Origin of the sequence: Rhodococcus sp. DT1 (assembly GCF_049844875.1) — a bacterium.
Classification (GTDB): domain Bacteria; phylum Actinomycetota; class Actinomycetes; order Mycobacteriales; family Mycobacteriaceae; genus Rhodococcus.
Genome location: NZ_JBNCLW010000004.1, coordinates 311,928 through 328,274, shown reverse-complemented (window position 1 = coordinate 328,274; position 16,347 = coordinate 311,928). Strand labels below are relative to the sequence as shown.

Sequence of the window (16,347 nt, the reverse complement as noted above, 5' to 3'; positions counted from 1 at the left end):
GTCGTCGGCGCAGTGAGCGCCGGTCGGCGCCCGCAGACCACGCTGGCACTCCTCCGGGCCGACGACGTGGATCCATGCGGAATCCTGACGCCCCGAGGTACCGTTCCTGACGTTTTCCTTACGGCGCACAGCCCGGGCGGTCGACTAGTGGCTGGTGGGCACGCCGGCCACCCACGGAAGGGGACGAGCGTGTCCGAGGCAGAGGAGGGGCCACCGAAGAACTGGTTCGATCGGGGCGGCGAGGCGTACGCACGGTTCCGTCCCGAGTACCCAGCCGACCTGGCGAGGTTCTTGGCGTCCCTTGCTCCGTCGTACGGGCTCGCGGTCGATGCCGGTTGCGGAAACGGCCAGCTGACAACACAGCTCGCCCCGTACTTCGACACGGTCGTCGGGTCGGACCCCAGCGTCGATCAACTTCGCAATGCTCGTGAGGCCGAGGGGGTTCGGTATGTCGTCGCTGCCGCCGAGAACATGCCGATTCTCGACCGGAGCACCGCGTTGATCACGGCAGCGCAGGCGGCACACTGGTTCGATCGGCGCGCATTCTATTCCGAGGTGCGCCGGATCGCGGCCGATCAGGCGGTGCTCGCGCTCGTCAGTTACGGCGTGATGCAGTTCGGCCCGGACCTCGACGCGCGATTCCAGGACTTCTACCGGTTCGAGATCGGACGGTACTGGCCTCCGGAACGGCAACTCGTCGACAGCGGATACGCCGATATCGAATTTCCGTTCACGGAGGTCCAGGCACCGCCGATGGAGATCCACCAAGAGTGGACCGTGGACGACACACTCGGCTATATCTCGACGTGGTCTGCCGTGCGTGCCGTCGAAGCCGCCCAGCGGACGCCGCTGCTCCACTCTTTCGCGGCGGACCTGCGCCGCCTTTGGGGGGAGCCGACCCGGAGACGGCGGATCACCTGGCCGGTGACCGTGCGACTGGGGGTGCAGTGATCACTGCGGAAGAGATGCTTCACCCACCGGTTCCGGCTTCGGCGCGACGATCTGGATGAGATTGCCGCAGGTGTCGTCGAAGACCGCGACGATTACCGTGCCGATATCGGTCGGCGGCTGCGTGAAGACCACCCCTTGTGCGGTCAGCCGCGCAAACTCGGCGTCGACATCGTCGACGGTGAACTGCGCCAGGGGAATTCCGTCCTCCACCAGTGCATCCCGGTAGGGTTTCACGGCGGGGTGATCAGACGGCTCGAGCAGCAGTTCGGGACCGTCCGGAGCATCGGGAGAGACGACGGTGAGCCACCAGTCGTCACCGAGGGGAATCTCGTGGCGTTTCGTGAATCCCAGCACTTCGGTATAGAACGCGAGGGCTGCCTGCTGGTCGTCGACGTACACGCTCGTCATGTCGAGTCTCATGGTTCTCTTCCTTCCCCGATGGGCCATCGCCTGGTGATCTCGGTGAGTGGCTCCGAATTGAAGTAGTGGAACTTGGACCGGCCCCGGCGCTCGGTCACCACCAGCCCGGCCGCCTCGAGAACGCCGAGGTGCTGCGAAATCGCCTGGCGTGTAAGGCCGAGCCCGTGCTCCATCGTGAGCCGGGAACAGATTTCGAACAGTGTCTTGCCGTCGCTCGCTGCCAATTCGTCGAGAATGATGCGCCTCGTCTCGTCGTCGAGCGCACGATAGACGGTGACCACCTCCCCACTATAGGCAAGTCACAGCTTGCCTATCAATACTTTCCGGCGCAGAATCCACGGTGGGACGACGACACCCCCGAGTGAAAGGTCCGACATGCCTCGCACAGCCACTGCCGACAAGGTCGAGCGCGACGAACTTCTCGAGTTTCTCCGTCCACGGCACAGAGGGGTCCTCACGACGTTCCGTGCGGACGGGAGTCTCCAGATGTCGCCCGTCACCTGTGGTCTCGATGCCGAGGGGAACATCGTCGTCTCCACCTATCCGCAACGAGCCAAATCCCACAATGTCCGGCGGGATCCCCGCGTGTCGGTGTGTGTACTGTCGGACGACTGGGACGGGCCTTATGTGCAGGTCGACGGCCATGCCGAAGTCCTGGACATGCCCGACGCACTCGACGGGCTGGTCGAGTACTACCGGGGTATCGCGGGGGAACACCCGGACTGGAACGAATACCGCGAGGCCATGGCCCGTCAGAACAAGTCGCTGATCCGCATCCGCATCGAGCGCTGGGGACCGGTCGCCACCGGAGGGTTTCCGCCTTCGTGACCTCTGCGAACCGTCCCGGACGCGGTCAGGGGGCTTCGGCAGCGTCCGGCTCGCGCGTCGACGACGCGGCGGCGAGCCACTGTGATCGCGTCCGGGGCACACCGCTCGCACCGTCGTCCGCCGGTCGCACCGCGAGCACCTGGTGGATGGTGAGCCGCCCGGGTTCCTCGAACCCGAGGGCGCTGGCCACGAGATACAACAGCCATGTGCGTGCGCGTTCGGCGCCCACGGAGGCGACCGCGTCGTCCCAGGATTCCTGCAGGCTGCGCACCCATTCCCGGAGCGTCAGCGCATAGTGCTCTCGCAATGCCTCGCTGTCACGCACTTCGAGACCGACCTGCTCGAAGGCGTCCAGGGTGCGGCTCAGCGGCAGGATCTCGCCATCGGGAAAGATGTAGTTCTGGATCAGGCCCGGCTTGTCGTTACCGCCGGGATCTCGGGTGCGGACCGCGGCGATGGCGTGGTTGAGCAGCCGACCCTGTGGCCGCAACAGTCCGTGCAGTGTGGCGGCGTAAGTGGGCAGCGCGGCATCACCGACGTGCTCCGACATCCCGATGCTCGAGATCGCGTCGAACGGCCCGTCGTCGACATCGCGGTAATCCTGGACACGGAACTCGAGCCGATCCGACAGGCCCGCCTCCGCTGCGGCTTTCCGTGCCCACGCCGCCTGTTCGCGGCTCAGCGTCACGCCGACGACGTCGACGCCGTAGTGGCGCGCAGCGTGAATCGCCATCGACCCCCACCCGCAGCCGACGTCGAGCAGTCGCATCCCCGGCCGTAGACCGAGTTTGCGGCACACCAGATCGAGTTTGGCGTGCTGCGCCGCGTCGAGACCGTCGGCCGTCTCGTCCCAGTACGCACACGAATACACCATGCTCGGACCGAGAAAAATCCGGTAGAACGCGTTGCCGACGTCGTAATGATGCGACACCGACGACGCGTCGCGGGCACGACTGTGCTTGATGCCGCGCCGGCGAGGTACCTCGACCGCGGGCGGTCGCGGCCGCAGCCCGACGCCGCCGAGACGCGCCAACTCCCAGACACCGCCGAGTGCCCGGCGGGCGTCTCGGACATCGAACGCCCCGACCCGATTCACGAGACCGGGCAGTGACAACAGCGCGTACACGTCGCCGTCGATCTCGAGGTCGCCGGCGATATACGCGCGCACCAGTCCCAGTTCGCCCGGCGACCACAACACTCTGCGGATCGCGCGGCGGTTGCGGAACACCACCGTCGCGGGCGAGTCCGGCCCACTGACGGAACCGTCCCAGCATCGAACCCGCACGGGCACTGGGATACCCAGGATCTTTTCGAATGCGTCTCGTACCCGGACGGCTGCGGACCGCGTGGTGTCGGCGTTCATCGCTCGACGGTAAACGACACGAGGTCGGGCGTCTCCCGATCCGGAAAGTCGGCGGAACGTGCTTACGGTTCGTGTGCCGCAGTTCCCAGTTGTCCTAGCCTGCTCACGATCCGTGCGATATCGACGGGAAGCCGAGCACCGCCGACGAGGCTGTCCACCGACGTGTCCGCGAGGAAAATCGGAGTCACGTCTCGGTCATAAAGCACGTCGACGACGTTGGCGAAACGCTGGGCAGGTTCCCTCCCGACGGTGCGAAGATCCGGCACACCGTCGATCACCCAATCGGAGTGGTGCGCCGCGAGCGCGAGATAGTCGACCGGGGCGGTGGTGGTTCCGCAGAGTTCGCCGAAATCGAACCAGAGAGAATGCCCCGTGGCCCGGCGGACATGCACAGGGTGGCCCGCCGGGGTGAGGATTCGCCGCTCGTCTGGGTGTGGTGAGCGGAGCCCGAGACGAGCACGTTGTTCGGCCGTTCCCGGCGAGACCCACCATCCGGCGGCGAACCCCGCCTCGTGCCGGGATGTGGTGCGGTAGTCGAGGGCACCGTCGATCTCGACTACCGCCAGGGAACTCTCGATCAATTCGATCGTGGGGAGGAAGTCGTCGTGGAACAGCGGGTTGGGAAGCAAGGACCGGGGCGCGTAATTCGAGGTCAGCACTACCCGGATGCGCCGGTCGAGAAGCGCGGGCATCAACCGGGCGATGAACTTTCCGTCCGCCGGGTCGTGAACGTGGAATTCGTCGAAGCACAGTAGGTCCACGTCGTGCAGCAGTTCGTCCAAGGCGGCCGAAAGGTTGCTGCGGTGTCGCCGGATGGCGAGGTGCAGATCGCGGAAGAACTCGTGGAAGTGGATGCGCTTCTTCCGGTCGGTCGGTACTGCGGCGAAATAGGTTGCCATCAGCCAACTCTTGCCCCTGCCCACGGGACCCCAGAGATACACGTTCCGGTCGGAGTCCGCGAGGACGTCGGCCGCACGCTGTTGTGCGGCGTCGAGAGCGAAGCCCAATTCTTGTGCAGTCGTGTCGAACACCGACATGGTCACCCCGAGCGCACGACGAGGCGGCGGTGTTCCGAATCTCCTGCGCACGGTCGAACCCTAACGCCCGCGGGCGACGGCGAGACCGAGATTTCACTCACGCTCGCCCCGGGTGGCCCACGGGAACGAGTCGGGTTATCGTCCGTCCGCGGCCGTGAGCAACCGGGCGGTGAGTTCGTCGACGCGCGCGGCGATGTCGTCGCGGACCAGACGCATACGCTCGATCCCGTCGATACCGCGCTCCGACGGTTCGTCGGTGTTCCAGTTCTCCACGACGACGGTGGCGGGCGCATCGACGCGGGCTTCACTGCCCAGGGTGACGACCAGGTCCACCTCGCTCAGGAGATGCGGATCGATCGGCTTGGGATATTCGCCGGCGGTCGGTGCGCCGACCTCGTCGAGTACCTGCACCGACAAGGCGTTGAGGGACGATCCGGGCGCTGTGCCGGCCGAATGGACGCCCACGCGGTCGCCGGCGGACTTGCGCATGAGCGCTGCCGCCATCTGGGACTTTCCGCCGTTCTTGACACACACGAACAGCACCGAAGCAGTGGACAAGATGGTAGGTCCTTTCCGGCGAGGCCCATTTGACGCGTTGTATCGATGAACGTCAATATAGACATATGTCGAATCAGTTGTCGAGCGTGGTCGCGCCTTGCTGCCCGCCGATCGGGCGTGAGCCGTTGTCCTCCGAGCGAGCTGCCGACCTGGGCCGGATGTTCAGAGCGCTCGGTGATCCGGTGCGCTTGCGAATGCTCAGCATGGTCGCGAGCCACGAGGGTGGCGAGGCATGCGTGTGCGACATCAGTCCCGCTTTCGACCTGGCGCAGCCCACCATTTCCCACCACCTCAAGGTGTTGCGCGAAGCCGGGTTGCTGGACTGTGAGCGTCGCGGCACCTGGGTGTACTACCGAGTGGTCCCCGCCGCTCTCGAAGAACTGTCCGCGGTGCTGGCGATCGAATCCGGAGCGCTGCCCGCCTCGTCCTGCTCGCCGAACGACCCACTCCAGGAGACACTCTCGTGACCGCCACCACCGGACGTCCGCCGGTCGTCGGCAAGATGTCGACCCTCGACCGGTTCCTGCCCGTCTGGATCGGCATCGCCATGGTCGCCGGTCTCCTGCTGGGCCGCATGATCCCCGGACTCGGGGACGCATTGAGCGTCATCGAGATCGACGGCATCTCCTTGCCGATCGCACTGGGTCTGCTGATCATGATGTATCCGGTGCTGGCGAAGGTCCGCTACGACCGCCTCGACACGGTCATCGGCGACCGCACCTTGCTGATCTCGTCGCTGGTGCTCAACTGGGTGCTCGGCCCCGCCCTGATGTTCGCGCTTGCGTGGTTGCTGCTCCCGGACCTGCCGGAGTACCGCACGGGCTTGATCATCGTCGGACTGGCACGGTGCATCGCGATGGTGATCATCTGGAACGACCTCGCGTGTGGTGATCGCGAGGCTGCTGCCGTGCTGGTCGCGATCAATTCCGTCTTCCAGGTCGTCATGTTCGCCGTGCTCGGCTGGTTCTACCTCTCGGTGCTGCCCGGCTGGCTCGGGCTCGAGCAGACCACGCTCGATGTGTCGCCGTGGCAGATTGCCGGATCGGTATTGATCTTCCTCGGCATCCCCCTGGTCGCCGGTTTCCTGACGCGGCACTTCGGCGAGAAGGCCAAGGGCCGGGAGTGGTACGAGACCCGATTCATTCCGAAGATCGGCCCGTGGGCGCTGTACGGTTTGCTGTTCACGATCGTCATTCTCTTTGCGCTCCAAGGCGACCGGATCACGTCGCAGCCCTGGGATGTCGCGCGGATCGCATTGCCGTTGCTGGCGTACTTCGCTCTCATGTGGGGCGGTGGTTACCTGTTCGGTGCCGCCGTGGGCCTCGGGTACGAGCGGACGACGACGCTCGCATTCACCGCCGCCGGTAACAACTTCGAGCTGGCGATTGCTGTGGCGATCGCGACGTTCGGCGTCACGTCGGGACAGGCACTGGCCGGAGTGGTTGGCCCGTTGATCGAGGTGCCGGTACTCGTTGCGCTCGTGTACGTCTCGCTCGCGCTGCGAAAGCGATTCGTCCGAGTCCCCGCCTCCACCGCATCCTGAATCACGCCGGACACCGGCAGCCCCCGTCCTCCCGGACACACACCCGGGAGGACGACCGGGGTTCGGGCGTCAGCAGCACGAAGTCGGCTGCTCCGCGGCGGCGCCGATGCCGGCGACGGGTTCGGTAGCGGCAGACGAGGCGGCCGAGCCACAACACGCTGCCGCACCGGAGTTTTCGTCCGCGAGCAGCGTGGGGCTGGTACCGAAGGTCTCGCTGTCGGCGAGCACGGTGTAGACCTCCCACTTCTCGCCGTCCGGGGCGGTGGCCCACACCTTGTCCTGCGTCGCGAAGCAGCACGTGGTGCCGATCTCCTCTTCGGTGAACAGTCCGGCATCGGTGAGCCGGGCGATCTCCTCGTGCACCTTCTCGCTGGATTCGACCTCGACGCCCAGGTGATTGAACGAACCGCCCTTGCCGGGATTCTCGAGGAGCACCAACTTGAGCGGCGGTTCCGACAGGGCGAAGTTCGCATACCCGGGTCGGAGCTTGTTCGGCTCGGCACCGAACAACTTCGAGTAGAAAGCAACGGCCTCGGACAGGTCGTCGACGTTGAGTGCGAGCTGAGCGCGGGACATGGGAACCTCCACGTGTGAGACATACATCGAATTAGCGGCTTCCAGTGTGGTCCACCTTTTTGACATATGTCAAGGAGGTCGGCAGAATAGTTCCCATGCCCAAGGCACTGCCCGTCGTCGACATCACCACACCGATTTGCTGCGAACCGGTGTCCGCTGCCCCGATGAGCGGCAACGCTGCACTCGAAGTGGCGCTCCGCCTCAAAGCGCTGGCGGATCCGACCCGCATCCAGCTGATGTCGATCCTGCTCACCGACCCCGCCGGCGAAGTGTGCACATGCGACCTCGCCACGGCCGTCGACCTGGCGGAATCCACCGTCAGTCACCATCTCGGGCAGCTGCGGAAAGCCGGAATGGTGGAATCCACCCGCAACGGAATGAACGTCTACCACCGTGTACGAACGGACGCACTCGAAGCGCTGCGCGTCGTACTGGACCCGAACTGCTGCACCTGACACGGTGAACAGTGCCGGGCTCAGATGATGGCACCCTCGAAGAGGACGCTGTACAGGCCCAGTGCGATAAAGGTGATGACGTAGAGCGGCCCCCGGATGGGGTCTCCCTGGCTCGCACCCTCCTGAAGCCACGTGATGATCTCGACCGATCCCATGTTCCGCTCCTGACGTGGTAGTGACAGCCTTCACCGAACGAATCGGGGCCGAACGCGGCGTTGTTACAAGCGCATTCGCTTCCTTTCGTATACCGGCCAGCTGTCGGGATGCACGCGCAGGGTGCCGGCACGCCGGAAGACCGGCGTCGACGTCGATCTGGTCGTGCGGGATTCACTGCGGAAGCCGTGACCACGGTGTGTACTGGACTCGACGGAATGCCGAGCAAGCGGACCACCTCCGCACACGCTGAAGGCGCAGACCTACGGCAAGGATCCACAACGTGACAAGTATCCCCGGGCTTCGCGAAACACACTGCTGCACATCGGTTCCGATCCATCCGCCTCGTCCTCGGCGGCGGCCGTGAAGATCGGCGTGGTGGGGGTCGGCGCGGTCGGATCGGCTACCACCCTTGCACTGCTGGGCAGGGGGACCGCCAGGGAAATCGTGCTGGTGGACAAGAACGTGAAGCGGGCACAGGCAGTGGCGCTCGACATGCGCTACGGAACGCCGCTGGTTCCGCCGGTGGACGTGCGCGCCGGGGAGCGAGACGACCTCGACGGCGCGGATCTGTTGATCGTCACAGCGGGCGAGAACGAAGCCGCAGGCGGCGCGACCGACCGGAGCGACCCGGCGGGCCGACTGCGGTTGCTCGAACACAATGCCGGGGTATATCGGGAGTTGATCCCCGGACTCGTCGCGGCAGCACCGGACGCCACGATCATGGTGGTCACCGACCCGCCGGACCCCTTGGCGGACCTGACCCGTGTGCTGGCCGGGCACGACCGGGTGTTCTCCACCGGCACCGTGCTCGACAGTCTGCGCTTCCGGGTCCACCTCGGCGATCATCTCGGAGTCAGTCCCAGCGATATCCAGGCTTTCGTGATCGGCGAACACGGCACCAGCGAGGTGCTGCTCTGGTCGTCGGCCACCGCTGCGGGCGTGCCGGTACTCGACCTGCTGGCCGAGCAGGGTCAGCAGATCCGCGACCGGGTGGAGGCAGAAATCCGCTATGCCAACATCAACATCATCGAAGGGATCGGCGCGAGCCAGTACGGTATCGGCGCGGTGAGCGCACGACTGGCCGAAGCGGTTCTGCGCGACGAGCAGGCCGTCTTCACCGTCGCCGGATACCACCCGGAGTACCGAGTCACGATGTCGTTGCTTTCGGTGCTCGGCCGCGCCGGAGTAAGCCAGATGCATCAGCCCCCGATGACGGAACAGGAACGTGCCGCACTCGAAGCCAGCGCACACACCCTGCAACGCGCGGTCGAGACGATCCTCTGATTGTCGTCGGGTCGCGCACCGTGCGCGAGATCGTGCCGGCCCTCGACATTCGTTTCTGATCGACGGCTGCTCCCGGAGTGGCGTGCAGCGCAATCGTGTTCAATCGGAGTGCGGGCGGCAGCTCGAGTCAGAATGCACTGTGCAACGGCGTGGTTGGAGTTGTAGCGTCGCACGGCGGGAGAGTGGGGGATGGAGGGAGCGGTGGATTCGGCCGAGGCCGCAGTTGCCCACGTACGTGCGTCGGCTGCGGGGGAGAGCATCGACGGGTCGATGCGGGTGACGATGCATTTTCATCCGGATGCTCCGTACCGTGGGCTGTCGACGCTGTCCGCAATTGCCCGTCGTGGCGCCTATCTCTCGCAGTTCGAGACGAATACGGGCAATGGTGGACTCACGGCATTCGAAGGCGGTGATCGGTGGCGGTGGGAAAGCCGGATGTTCGGTGGTGTCTACGACTCCCGGCCGGCGTCGGATCGTCCCAAGTACGGCTCCCTCGACCGTCATTGCGATGGTTACGGTGGTTCGCCGCGGTTCGGGTCGTCGTACTTCGTGCTGGCTGAGCACACTCTCGAGCGCACCACGTTCTGCTTTCCCGACAGCGTGCACGAACCACAGTTGTTCGGGACCGCGGAGACATCGAGTCATCTGCTGCAGGCCGCGGCGGTTGCCGAGTTCGACGATCCGCTCGACCACTACATCGAGGCCCATGTGCACGGACCCATCAACATCGAATGTGACGTCGAGGCACTCGTTCTGGACCCGAGCTACCGAGGCACTCGGTTCGAGGACATCGCAAGGACGGTGCCCTGTGCTGTTGTGTGGCACGACGGTTACAGACTCGCGATAGAACAAGCCGAGGCTCATCCGGAGTACCGAGGGAATGCGGTGGTCCAGGTGGCTCGCTCGGTCGCCCGGCACGGGTGGATCACACCGTATTCACTCGGACCAGCTCGGGTGGGGAACGTCGACCCACAGGATCTGAAGAAAGTGTGGCACTACGTCGCCCGGTACGGCCGGAGAGCATCTGCGTGGTGACGGGCCGGTGCGCCTATGTGGAAGTCGCTGACCGGATTGTGATTCGTCCGCCCGAGTACACCCCTGCGGCATTACCCTCGCGTCATGATCACGTGCGTTGTGGAGTACACGATCGACCCGGTGAAAATCGACGACTTCGAGAGGTTCGCTCGCGCATGGATCGCGCTCGTCGACAAACACGGCGGTACCCACCACGGATACTTCCTTCCCGGTGAGGGTGCCAGCGACCGTGCGCTGGCTCTCTTCTCGTTCGAGTCCCTCGCCGCGTACGAGCGGTACCGCGCGTTGTTCGATTCCGACGACGAGTTCCGCGCGGCCAACGCGATTCGGGACCGGAGCGGCTGCGTGCTCCGCTACGAGCGCACCTTCATGCGGCCGATCTTCGACGGCAGGCTCCCCTGAACCTCTGTGCGTACGGCGTGCCGGAGCGTGTCTGTCCCGATCGGCGATGGAAGGTTCACTGCGCGCGATCTTCCGATTGACCGTCTGCAAACACGGATCGGGAGACGCACCGAGCGTCGCCTACCGCTGTCCGTTCGCGGAAACTGCCGAGTCTTGGATCCCCATCGGGCTGTCCGATCCCGACGGCGCGATCGACGGTCAGGGCAGTGACCTCGATGTTGCGATGCGCCGGGCTGTGGTCAACGCTCTGGATTTCCTCGAACACCATCAGGGTTTGGACCGCCCGACCGCGTATGCATATCTCTCGGCAGCGGCCGACTTCACGGTGTCGCGGATGGTCGACCGGACCGTTGCCGTTCACGGGCAGATCTACAAGGAGCATTTCAGCTGATCGTGTACCCGCGTCGGCGACACTGCCCGGCGTGCAGAACTCACGGCAACAGCGGTCATTCGACGCTTTCGGGCCTGACGAAGGAAATGCAGCCAGGCTACGGTCGTTCCTCTGACCTACCGACCTCGGCCGCCAATCGCCCAAACGCCCCGATCCCCGCGGAACGACTCCCTGCCGGCCACGCCAGCACCGTGGTGATCGAGACGGCGTCGGTGACAGGGATCGCCACATGCTGCGGCCACTGCCACGCACGACTGGAGGCGGGAATCACCAGGAGTGCCTTGCCCAATGCCACGAGTTGGGCGATGGCCGATTGAGTACGCACCTCCGGACCAGGACCATCCGGGTAGCTGCCATCAAGTTTCGGCCACCGGGCCAACGGCAGACCGGGGATGTCTCGAATCTCGGCAAGCGTGACCTGCGTCCGCGCCGCGAGAAAGTGACCCGCGGGAACAATGGCCACCTGCCCCTCGACAAGCAGTTCTTCGGTGTCGAAGCCGTCGAGATCATCGACCGGCCGGTGCATGATCGCCACATCGGCCCGGCCCCCGCGCAGCAGCGCCGCCTGCTCCGCGACCTCACACAGCAGTACCTCGACATCCGGAACGTCACTGCGCTGGGCGGCCTCCCCGAGCAACCGTTGCAGTACCTCGAGGGACGCACCGGCTTTCGTTGCAAGCACCAGTGGTCCCCGAGGGCTTCCGGCTCGCCGGGTCCGATGAGCCGCAGCCTCAACCGCGTCGATCACCGTGTGCGCCTCGCTCACCAGGACCCGTCCGGCGTCGGTGAGCTCGACGCCACGACGGTTGCGCTCGAACAACTTCACGCCGAGCCTCGACTCGAGCTGCTGGATCGCACGGGACAGCGGCGGTTGCGTGATGCCGAGCAGGTCTGCCGCCCTACCGAAGTGCAACTCGTCGGCAACGGCGAGGAAATAGCGGAAGTCACGCGTCTCCAGATCGGACACATCCACCACGCTACCTCGATACTCACCGGGTATCACAGAAGAGGTGATCGGTCTTGGACGCCGCGAGTCCACGCGGCGAAGATCGAAGAGTGAACACCACCAAGACAGCGCTGGTCACCGGCGCGAACAAGGGAATCGGCTATGCGATCGCTTGCGGACTCGGCGGACGAGGGTTCCGCGTCGCACTCGGGGCCCGTGACGACGCCCGCCGCACCGAGGCCGTGGCTCGCCTCCGCAGCGAGGGAATCGACGTCTTCGGCGTCGCTCTCGACGTGACGTCGGACGACAGCGTGGCGGCAGCGGCGGCCACCGTCGCGCGCGAGGCAGGCAGGCTCGATGTGCTGATCAACAACGCCGGCGTCGGAGGCCGAACCGATGACGGCGCGCAGGACCCGACAACGATGGACCTCGATGTCCTGCAGCAGGTCCTGGACACCAATGTGTTCGGCGTCATCCGGATCACCAATGCTGTTCTCCCACTGCTGCGGCAATCCGACTCACCGCGCATCGTCAACGTGTCCAGCAACATGGGGTCCCTCGCGCTGCAAACGGGACCTCAGATGGCCGCCTATGCGCCGTCGAAAACCATGCTCAACAGCATCACCGCCCAGTACGCCCGAGCACTGTCGAACACGAGCATCCTCGTCAACGCGTGCTGTCCCGGCTACGTCGCCACCGACTTCACCGGCCACAACTCGGCCCGATCTCCAGAGCAAGGTGCCGCCATCGCCGTCGCACTCGCCACCCTCCCCGACGACGGACCCCGCGGCGGATTCTTCGACGACGCCGGCACCATTCCCTGGTGAGCGCGCGGTTCCCGGTGTCACGAAGCACCGCGATCGACGGGCTGAACAGTGGCCCGACGGTGTACCAGGTGATCGCCGACAGCTCGAATCAATGTAACCGTAGCGCCGCTCCCGCCTGCACTGACGGATTGACAGATGACAGAGTTGGTGACGATGCTCGTCACTGTCGGTGCACTCTTCAGCTGACCTTTACAACCGGTCGCACCCACGAAAGCCAGGGAGGTGCTCCGCGAATGCCCACTGTTACCTCTCCGCTGTCGATGCTGTCCGGCGTCATGGGAATTCGAGCGGTGGCCACCGCACTGGTCCTTGCTGTTGCCCTGGCCGGCTGCTCGAGCACGGACACCGGAGCCGGCCCGGGTCAACTCGACCCGACCACCAGCCCACCTGCACCAAGCGAACAGTCACAGATCTACTCTGCCGCCCTGCACCACTTGATCCTCGTGGACAATCCGTTCGCGAAAGCACCGACCCCGGTCGGGTATGTCTACCTCGTCGACGGCCCCGCATCACGCAGCTCGGAAATGTTGATCGTCGCTGACGGACTGCAGTTCGATGCCGATCTGAAAAACGAAATCACAGCCCAGGCCGTCGATCTGCCACCCGTCGAGTTCGTCGCAGAACCTCAGCTTCGGGCCAGGTCCGCACGACTGGGCCTGACCGGGGTCGACAACGACGGCGTCATTGTCGGACTGGCGCCCGTCGAGCGACAGGACGACGGAACGGTCCACGTCGGTGCCGGACTGTGGTGCGGCATCGACTGCGGACTGGGCCTCACCTACGTCCTCGATCACGCAGACGGACAATGGGCAGTGACAGGAACGACTGGACCAGTCTCAATTTCGTGACGGGATGAGTCTGCAGAAGCGGCATCTGGGACCGGTGAAGGTGCTTGGTCCGGCGAAGCGTTGTCAATCCAGGGAAATCGAGTTGTCAGTCTTCGCCGTATCTCAACAGCGAAATCAGCCGCGCGCCATATCCACGAACCGCGACAGGTGCAGCTGGTGAGCCACGGTGATCGTCGCCGTCGGACCGTTACGGTGCTTACCGACGATCAGGTCGGCTTCACCACCGCGCGGGTCGTCGCGCTCGAATGCGTCGGGGCGATGCAACAGGATCACCATGTCGGCGTCCTGCTCGAGCGATCCCGACTCGCGGAGGTCGGAGACCATCGGCTTCTTGTCGGTGCGCTGTTCGGGACCACGGTTGAGCTGACAGATCGCGATGACCGGAACTTCGAGTTCCTTCGCGAGAAGCTTGAGGCTACGCGAGAATTCGGAGACTTCCTGCTGGCGCGACTCGACCTTCTTACCGGAGGTCATCAGCTGCAGATAGTCGACGACGATGAGACGGATGTCGTGTTTCTGCTTGAGCCGCCGTGCTTTCGCGCGGATCTCCATCATCGTCAGGTTCGGTGAATCGTCGATGTAGAGGGGGGCTTCGCTGATCTCGCTCATGCGCCGGGCGAGGCGGGTCCAGTCGTCGTCGGTCATGCGACCCGAACGCATGTCGCCGAGCTTGATCTTCGCCTCCGCGGAGAGCAAGCGCATGACGATCTCCGTCTTTCCCATCTCCAGGGAGAAGATGACGGACGCCATACCGTGCTTGATCGAGCACGACCGCATGAAGTCCATGCCGAGAGTCGAATTGTGCGTGGGCACCATCGCACGACCCGCGAGGTACATGTGGTCGCCGTCGACCTCCACGCAGCGGACGGGCACCGACGCGACCGGGCGAACGGCCACGATGTGCCGTTCGCGAGCCACGGCGGTGCGGCATTCCTTGTGGCGCACTGCCTTGCTCGGAAGGACGAAGACGTCGTCGTCGGCGGTGAACGACACCACTCCGTCGTCGACGGTGCACGCGTAGCCCAAGCCCGCAACGAGTTCGGCGAGGTCGTGGGCGAGGCGCTCGCGCCCGGTGGAGAAGCGGATGGTGCCGTCGTCGTCGATGCGACCGCCGGCGTCGAGAAGGCCGGCGAGCAGGTCGCGGCGCTGCACGATCGAGCCGCGCTGGTATTCGACGGGAATGTGCGCCCCGAGCGACATCAATTCTTCGGTGAACCCGCCTTCACCTTCCACCCGCATGTGTACCTCTGCGTCGGAGGGCGGCCCGCCGAGCCACGCACCGAGGGTGAACGGTGCGACCGGTAGGTCTGCCGCGGGGAGGGCCAAGGGATCGGTGTGGGGGACCGCGTGACCGGCGTCGACGGTGGCGGCGAGTTCGCCGGTGGTGCGCACCACCCCGTCGGCGGTGCGCCACTGGTGCTGTTCGTCGGCGACGAGCACCGTGCCGTCGGAGAACACGACATCGAAACAGGGCCGGTCGCGCATGATCTCGGTGGCCGCGAGCACGCGGGTGGGCTTTCCGTCGGGAGCGAGCAGTTCGTCGCCGACGCGGACCTCACCCATGGTGGTCCATCCGGTGGGTGTGGGGAGCGGGGTGTCGAGGGCGAGAGCCTTGCCGACGCCGGGACGGGCGGCGACGATGATCATCTGTCCCGGATGCAGTCCGTTGGTGAGTTCGTCGAGTTCGGCGAACCCCGTGGGCACGCCGACCGAGATGCCGCCGCGGCTGGCGATGGAGTCGATCTCGTCCATCGTGGGCTGCAGCAGTTCTTCGAGGGCCACGAAGTCTTCGGTGGTGCGCCGCTCGGACACATCGAAGATCTCGGCCTGCGCACGGTCGACGACTTCTGCGACGTCCTGACCGTCCGAGCCGGCATATCCGTATTGGACGATGCGCGTGCCCGCTTCGACGAGCCGTCGCAGGATGGCCTTCTCCGCAACGATCTCGGCGTAGAAACCGGCGTTCGCGGCGGTAGGCACCGTCTGGGTCAGGGTGACGAGGTACGCGGGGCCGCCGATGCGCTTGAGCTCGCCTCGGCGGTCGAGTTCGGCCGACACGGTGACGGGGTCGGCGGGTTCGCCGCGGCTGTAGAGGTCGAGGATCGAGTCGTAGATGGCTTGGTGGGCGGGGCGATAGAAATCGCCGGGGCGCAGCACTTCGAGAACGTCGGCAATGGCGTCCTTGCTCAGCAGCATGCCGCCGATGACGGACTGCTCGGCAACCATGTCCTGCGGGGGCTGGCGACCGAAGTCACCACCTGAGTCTTCGTCAGGGGGCCCCGGATAGTCGGAATGGCCACGATCGTCCACAACAGCCAACGTGATGCCGCCTTCCGTCCAAATACCGTCGCCCGGTGGTTCGCCGGCCGTTGACCCGTACCGACTCCCGGTGGGCGCCACCGGGAAACACTCCACGTTCTACTCGTCCCCACCGACACCGCAGTGGGTTGCAGCTCCCCACGAGGGAGAGTTGCGCGCTCGACGTTAGGGACGATTTCGAGGGCGACCAAATCGGGTTGTGCACACAGTTGGGGATAGATTGTGGAATCAGGTGGACAGGGTTGTGCACCTGATGTGGATAACCTGGGGAGAACGCATCTCACATTTGATAACGATGCAGGTTAACTAGGGAAAATGGCTGTTCAGCCCTGTGGAAGAAGGAATTTTCGGCGTGTCGCGATAACAATGCCGCCCGGGCGTGTTCATCTGTTCGTTCCCGAAACGATA

Annotated in this window: 19 protein-coding genes and 1 pseudogene; 11 read left to right on the top strand and 9 right to left on the bottom strand. The window is 65.1% G+C overall.

From position 1 onward, the window contains the following. Positions 1-189: 189 nt before the first annotated feature. On the top strand, positions 190-951 hold the full coding sequence (locus ACLQ3J_RS12190; protein ID WP_072700935.1) for a class I SAM-dependent methyltransferase: 762 nt from the start codon (positions 190-192) through the stop codon (positions 949-951). On the opposite strand, the gene ACLQ3J_RS12185 is transcribed toward ACLQ3J_RS12190, so the two are convergent. Then, positions 952-1,371, bottom strand: coding sequence for a VOC family protein (locus tag ACLQ3J_RS12185; protein ID WP_072700937.1), 420 nt, complete (start codon positions 1,369-1,371; stop codon positions 952-954). It abuts the gene before it with no gap. Then, the gene (locus ACLQ3J_RS12180; RefSeq protein ID WP_425903364.1) at positions 1,368-1,652 is read right to left on the bottom strand and encodes an ArsR/SmtB family transcription factor; all 285 of its coding nucleotides are present in this window, start codon (positions 1,650-1,652) and stop codon (positions 1,368-1,370) included. The genes ACLQ3J_RS12185 and ACLQ3J_RS12180 overlap by 4 nt, the downstream gene beginning before the upstream one ends. A gap of 94 nt (positions 1,653-1,746) precedes the next feature. Between ACLQ3J_RS12180 and ACLQ3J_RS12175 the strand changes: the two genes are divergently transcribed. Continuing rightward, complete coding sequence (locus tag ACLQ3J_RS12175) at positions 1,747-2,199, top strand: PPOX class F420-dependent oxidoreductase (RefSeq protein WP_425903362.1); 453 nt, start codon at positions 1,747-1,749, stop codon at positions 2,197-2,199. A 25-nt stretch (positions 2,200-2,224) separates the two neighbouring features. On the opposite strand, the gene ACLQ3J_RS12170 is transcribed toward ACLQ3J_RS12175, so the two are convergent. The 3 genes from ACLQ3J_RS12170 to ACLQ3J_RS12160 all read right to left on the bottom strand — a co-directional run bounded on the left by ACLQ3J_RS12170 (position 2,225) and on the right by ACLQ3J_RS12160 (position 5,157). Continuing rightward, a complete protein-coding gene (locus tag ACLQ3J_RS12170; RefSeq protein ID WP_425903360.1) occupies positions 2,225-3,562 on the bottom strand; it encodes a class I SAM-dependent methyltransferase in 1,338 nt (445 codons plus the stop codon). A gap of 62 nt (positions 3,563-3,624) precedes the next feature. Then, positions 3,625-4,650, bottom strand: coding sequence for a cell division protein ZapE (zapE, locus tag ACLQ3J_RS12165; protein WP_346765103.1), 1,026 nt, complete (start codon positions 4,648-4,650; stop codon positions 3,625-3,627). A gap of 84 nt (positions 4,651-4,734) precedes the next feature. After that, positions 4,735-5,157: a low molecular weight phosphatase family protein gene (locus tag ACLQ3J_RS12160; RefSeq protein WP_425903358.1), complete on the bottom strand. Its 423-nt coding sequence runs from the start codon at positions 5,155-5,157 to the stop codon at positions 4,735-4,737. Between the two features lie 65 nt (positions 5,158-5,222). Here ACLQ3J_RS12160 and ACLQ3J_RS12155 point away from each other — a divergent pair, with 65 nt between their 5' ends. Further along, a complete protein-coding gene (locus ACLQ3J_RS12155) occupies positions 5,223-5,624 on the top strand; it encodes an ArsR/SmtB family transcription factor (RefSeq protein ID WP_169620980.1) in 402 nt (133 codons plus the stop codon). Between the two features lie 35 nt (positions 5,625-5,659). Continuing rightward, positions 5,660-6,700 carry an ACR3 family arsenite efflux transporter gene (arsB, locus tag ACLQ3J_RS12150; protein ID WP_169621084.1) on the top strand — a complete coding sequence of 347 codons (1,041 nt, stop codon included), beginning with the start codon at positions 5,660-5,662 and terminating at the stop codon, positions 6,698-6,700. 69 nt (positions 6,701-6,769) lie between these two features. Here arsB and ACLQ3J_RS12145 read toward each other — a convergent pair whose 3' ends face one another. Next, the gene (locus ACLQ3J_RS12145) at positions 6,770-7,276 is read right to left on the bottom strand and encodes an ArsI/CadI family heavy metal resistance metalloenzyme (protein ID WP_425903356.1); all 507 of its coding nucleotides are present in this window, start codon (positions 7,274-7,276) and stop codon (positions 6,770-6,772) included. A gap of 95 nt (positions 7,277-7,371) precedes the next feature. On the opposite strand from ACLQ3J_RS12145, the gene ACLQ3J_RS12140 reads away from it, so the two are divergent. Further along, positions 7,372-7,731, top strand: coding sequence for an Rv2640c family ArsR-like transcriptional regulator (locus ACLQ3J_RS12140; protein ID WP_169620978.1), 360 nt, complete (start codon positions 7,372-7,374; stop codon positions 7,729-7,731). A gap of 20 nt (positions 7,732-7,751) precedes the next feature. Here ACLQ3J_RS12140 and ACLQ3J_RS12135 read toward each other — a convergent pair whose 3' ends face one another. After that, positions 7,752-7,886 carry a hypothetical protein gene (locus ACLQ3J_RS12135; RefSeq protein WP_277350460.1) on the bottom strand — a complete coding sequence of 45 codons (135 nt, stop codon included), beginning with the start codon at positions 7,884-7,886 and terminating at the stop codon, positions 7,752-7,754. A gap of 361 nt (positions 7,887-8,247) precedes the next feature. Between ACLQ3J_RS12135 and ACLQ3J_RS12130 the strand changes: the two genes are divergently transcribed. The 4 genes and pseudogenes from ACLQ3J_RS12130 to ACLQ3J_RS12115 all read left to right on the top strand — a co-directional run. Continuing rightward, positions 8,248-9,171 (top strand): lactate/malate family dehydrogenase, encoded by a 924-nt coding sequence (locus ACLQ3J_RS12130; protein ID WP_296550326.1) that lies wholly within the window; start codon positions 8,248-8,250, stop codon positions 9,169-9,171. A 201-nt stretch (positions 9,172-9,372) separates the two neighbouring features. Further along, a complete protein-coding gene (locus tag ACLQ3J_RS12125; protein ID WP_296550325.1) occupies positions 9,373-10,206 on the top strand; it encodes a DUF3626 domain-containing protein in 834 nt (277 codons plus the stop codon). Between the two features lie 84 nt (positions 10,207-10,290). Next, a complete protein-coding gene (locus ACLQ3J_RS12120) occupies positions 10,291-10,608 on the top strand; it encodes an NIPSNAP family protein (RefSeq protein ID WP_169620975.1) in 318 nt (105 codons plus the stop codon). A gap of 40 nt (positions 10,609-10,648) precedes the next feature. Beyond that, positions 10,649-10,999: pseudogene (locus ACLQ3J_RS12115) on the top strand (acetamidase/formamidase family protein); the annotation flags it as partial. Positions 11,000-11,096: 97 nt separating this feature from the next. On the opposite strand, the gene ACLQ3J_RS12110 reads toward ACLQ3J_RS12115, so the two are convergent. Then, positions 11,097-11,966 (bottom strand): LysR family transcriptional regulator, encoded by an 870-nt coding sequence (locus tag ACLQ3J_RS12110; RefSeq protein WP_425903353.1) that lies wholly within the window; start codon positions 11,964-11,966, stop codon positions 11,097-11,099. A gap of 89 nt (positions 11,967-12,055) precedes the next feature. Here ACLQ3J_RS12110 and ACLQ3J_RS12105 point away from each other — a divergent pair, with 89 nt between their 5' ends. Continuing rightward, complete coding sequence (locus ACLQ3J_RS12105; RefSeq protein ID WP_169620973.1) at positions 12,056-12,772, top strand: SDR family NAD(P)-dependent oxidoreductase; 717 nt, start codon at positions 12,056-12,058, stop codon at positions 12,770-12,772. A 233-nt stretch (positions 12,773-13,005) separates the two neighbouring features. Next, entirely contained in the window at positions 13,006-13,620 is a 615-nt protein-coding gene (locus ACLQ3J_RS12100) for a hypothetical protein (protein ID WP_425903351.1), read from the top strand. Positions 13,621-13,734: 114 nt separating this feature from the next. Here ACLQ3J_RS12100 and dnaB read toward each other — a convergent pair whose 3' ends face one another. Next, positions 13,735-15,939, bottom strand: coding sequence for a replicative DNA helicase (dnaB, locus tag ACLQ3J_RS12095; protein WP_296550321.1), 2,205 nt, complete (start codon positions 15,937-15,939; stop codon positions 13,735-13,737). Positions 15,940-16,347 lie beyond the last annotated feature (408 nt).

What these genes read in the sequence shown, in the direction of transcription:
- ACLQ3J_RS12100 (WP_425903351.1), top strand. Translation starts at nt 13,006, where the DNA reads ATGCCCACTGTTACCTCTCCGCTGTCGATGCTGTCCGGCGTCATGGGA.
- arsB (WP_169621084.1), top strand. Translation starts at nt 5,660, where the DNA reads ATGTCGACCCTCGACCGGTTCCTGCCCGTCTGGATCGGCATCGCCATG.
- ACLQ3J_RS12155 (WP_169620980.1), top strand. Translation starts at nt 5,223, where the DNA reads ATGTCGAATCAGTTGTCGAGCGTGGTCGCGCCTTGCTGCCCGCCGATC.
- ACLQ3J_RS12135 (WP_277350460.1), bottom strand. Translation starts at nt 7,886, where the DNA reads ATGGGATCGGTCGAGATCATCACGTGGCTTCAGGAGGGTGCGAGCCAG.
- ACLQ3J_RS12120 (WP_169620975.1), top strand. Translation starts at nt 10,291, where the DNA reads ATGATCACGTGCGTTGTGGAGTACACGATCGACCCGGTGAAAATCGAC.
- ACLQ3J_RS12170 (WP_425903360.1), bottom strand. Translation starts at nt 3,562, where the DNA reads ATGAACGCCGACACCACGCGGTCCGCAGCCGTCCGGGTACGAGACGCA.
- ACLQ3J_RS12145 (WP_425903356.1), bottom strand. Translation starts at nt 7,276, where the DNA reads ATGTCCCGCGCTCAGCTCGCACTCAACGTCGACGACCTGTCCGAGGCC.
- ACLQ3J_RS12185 (WP_072700937.1), bottom strand. Translation starts at nt 1,371, where the DNA reads ATGAGACTCGACATGACGAGCGTGTACGTCGACGACCAGCAGGCAGCC.
- ACLQ3J_RS12140 (WP_169620978.1), top strand. Translation starts at nt 7,372, where the DNA reads ATGCCCAAGGCACTGCCCGTCGTCGACATCACCACACCGATTTGCTGC.
- ACLQ3J_RS12175 (WP_425903362.1), top strand. Translation starts at nt 1,747, where the DNA reads ATGCCTCGCACAGCCACTGCCGACAAGGTCGAGCGCGACGAACTTCTC.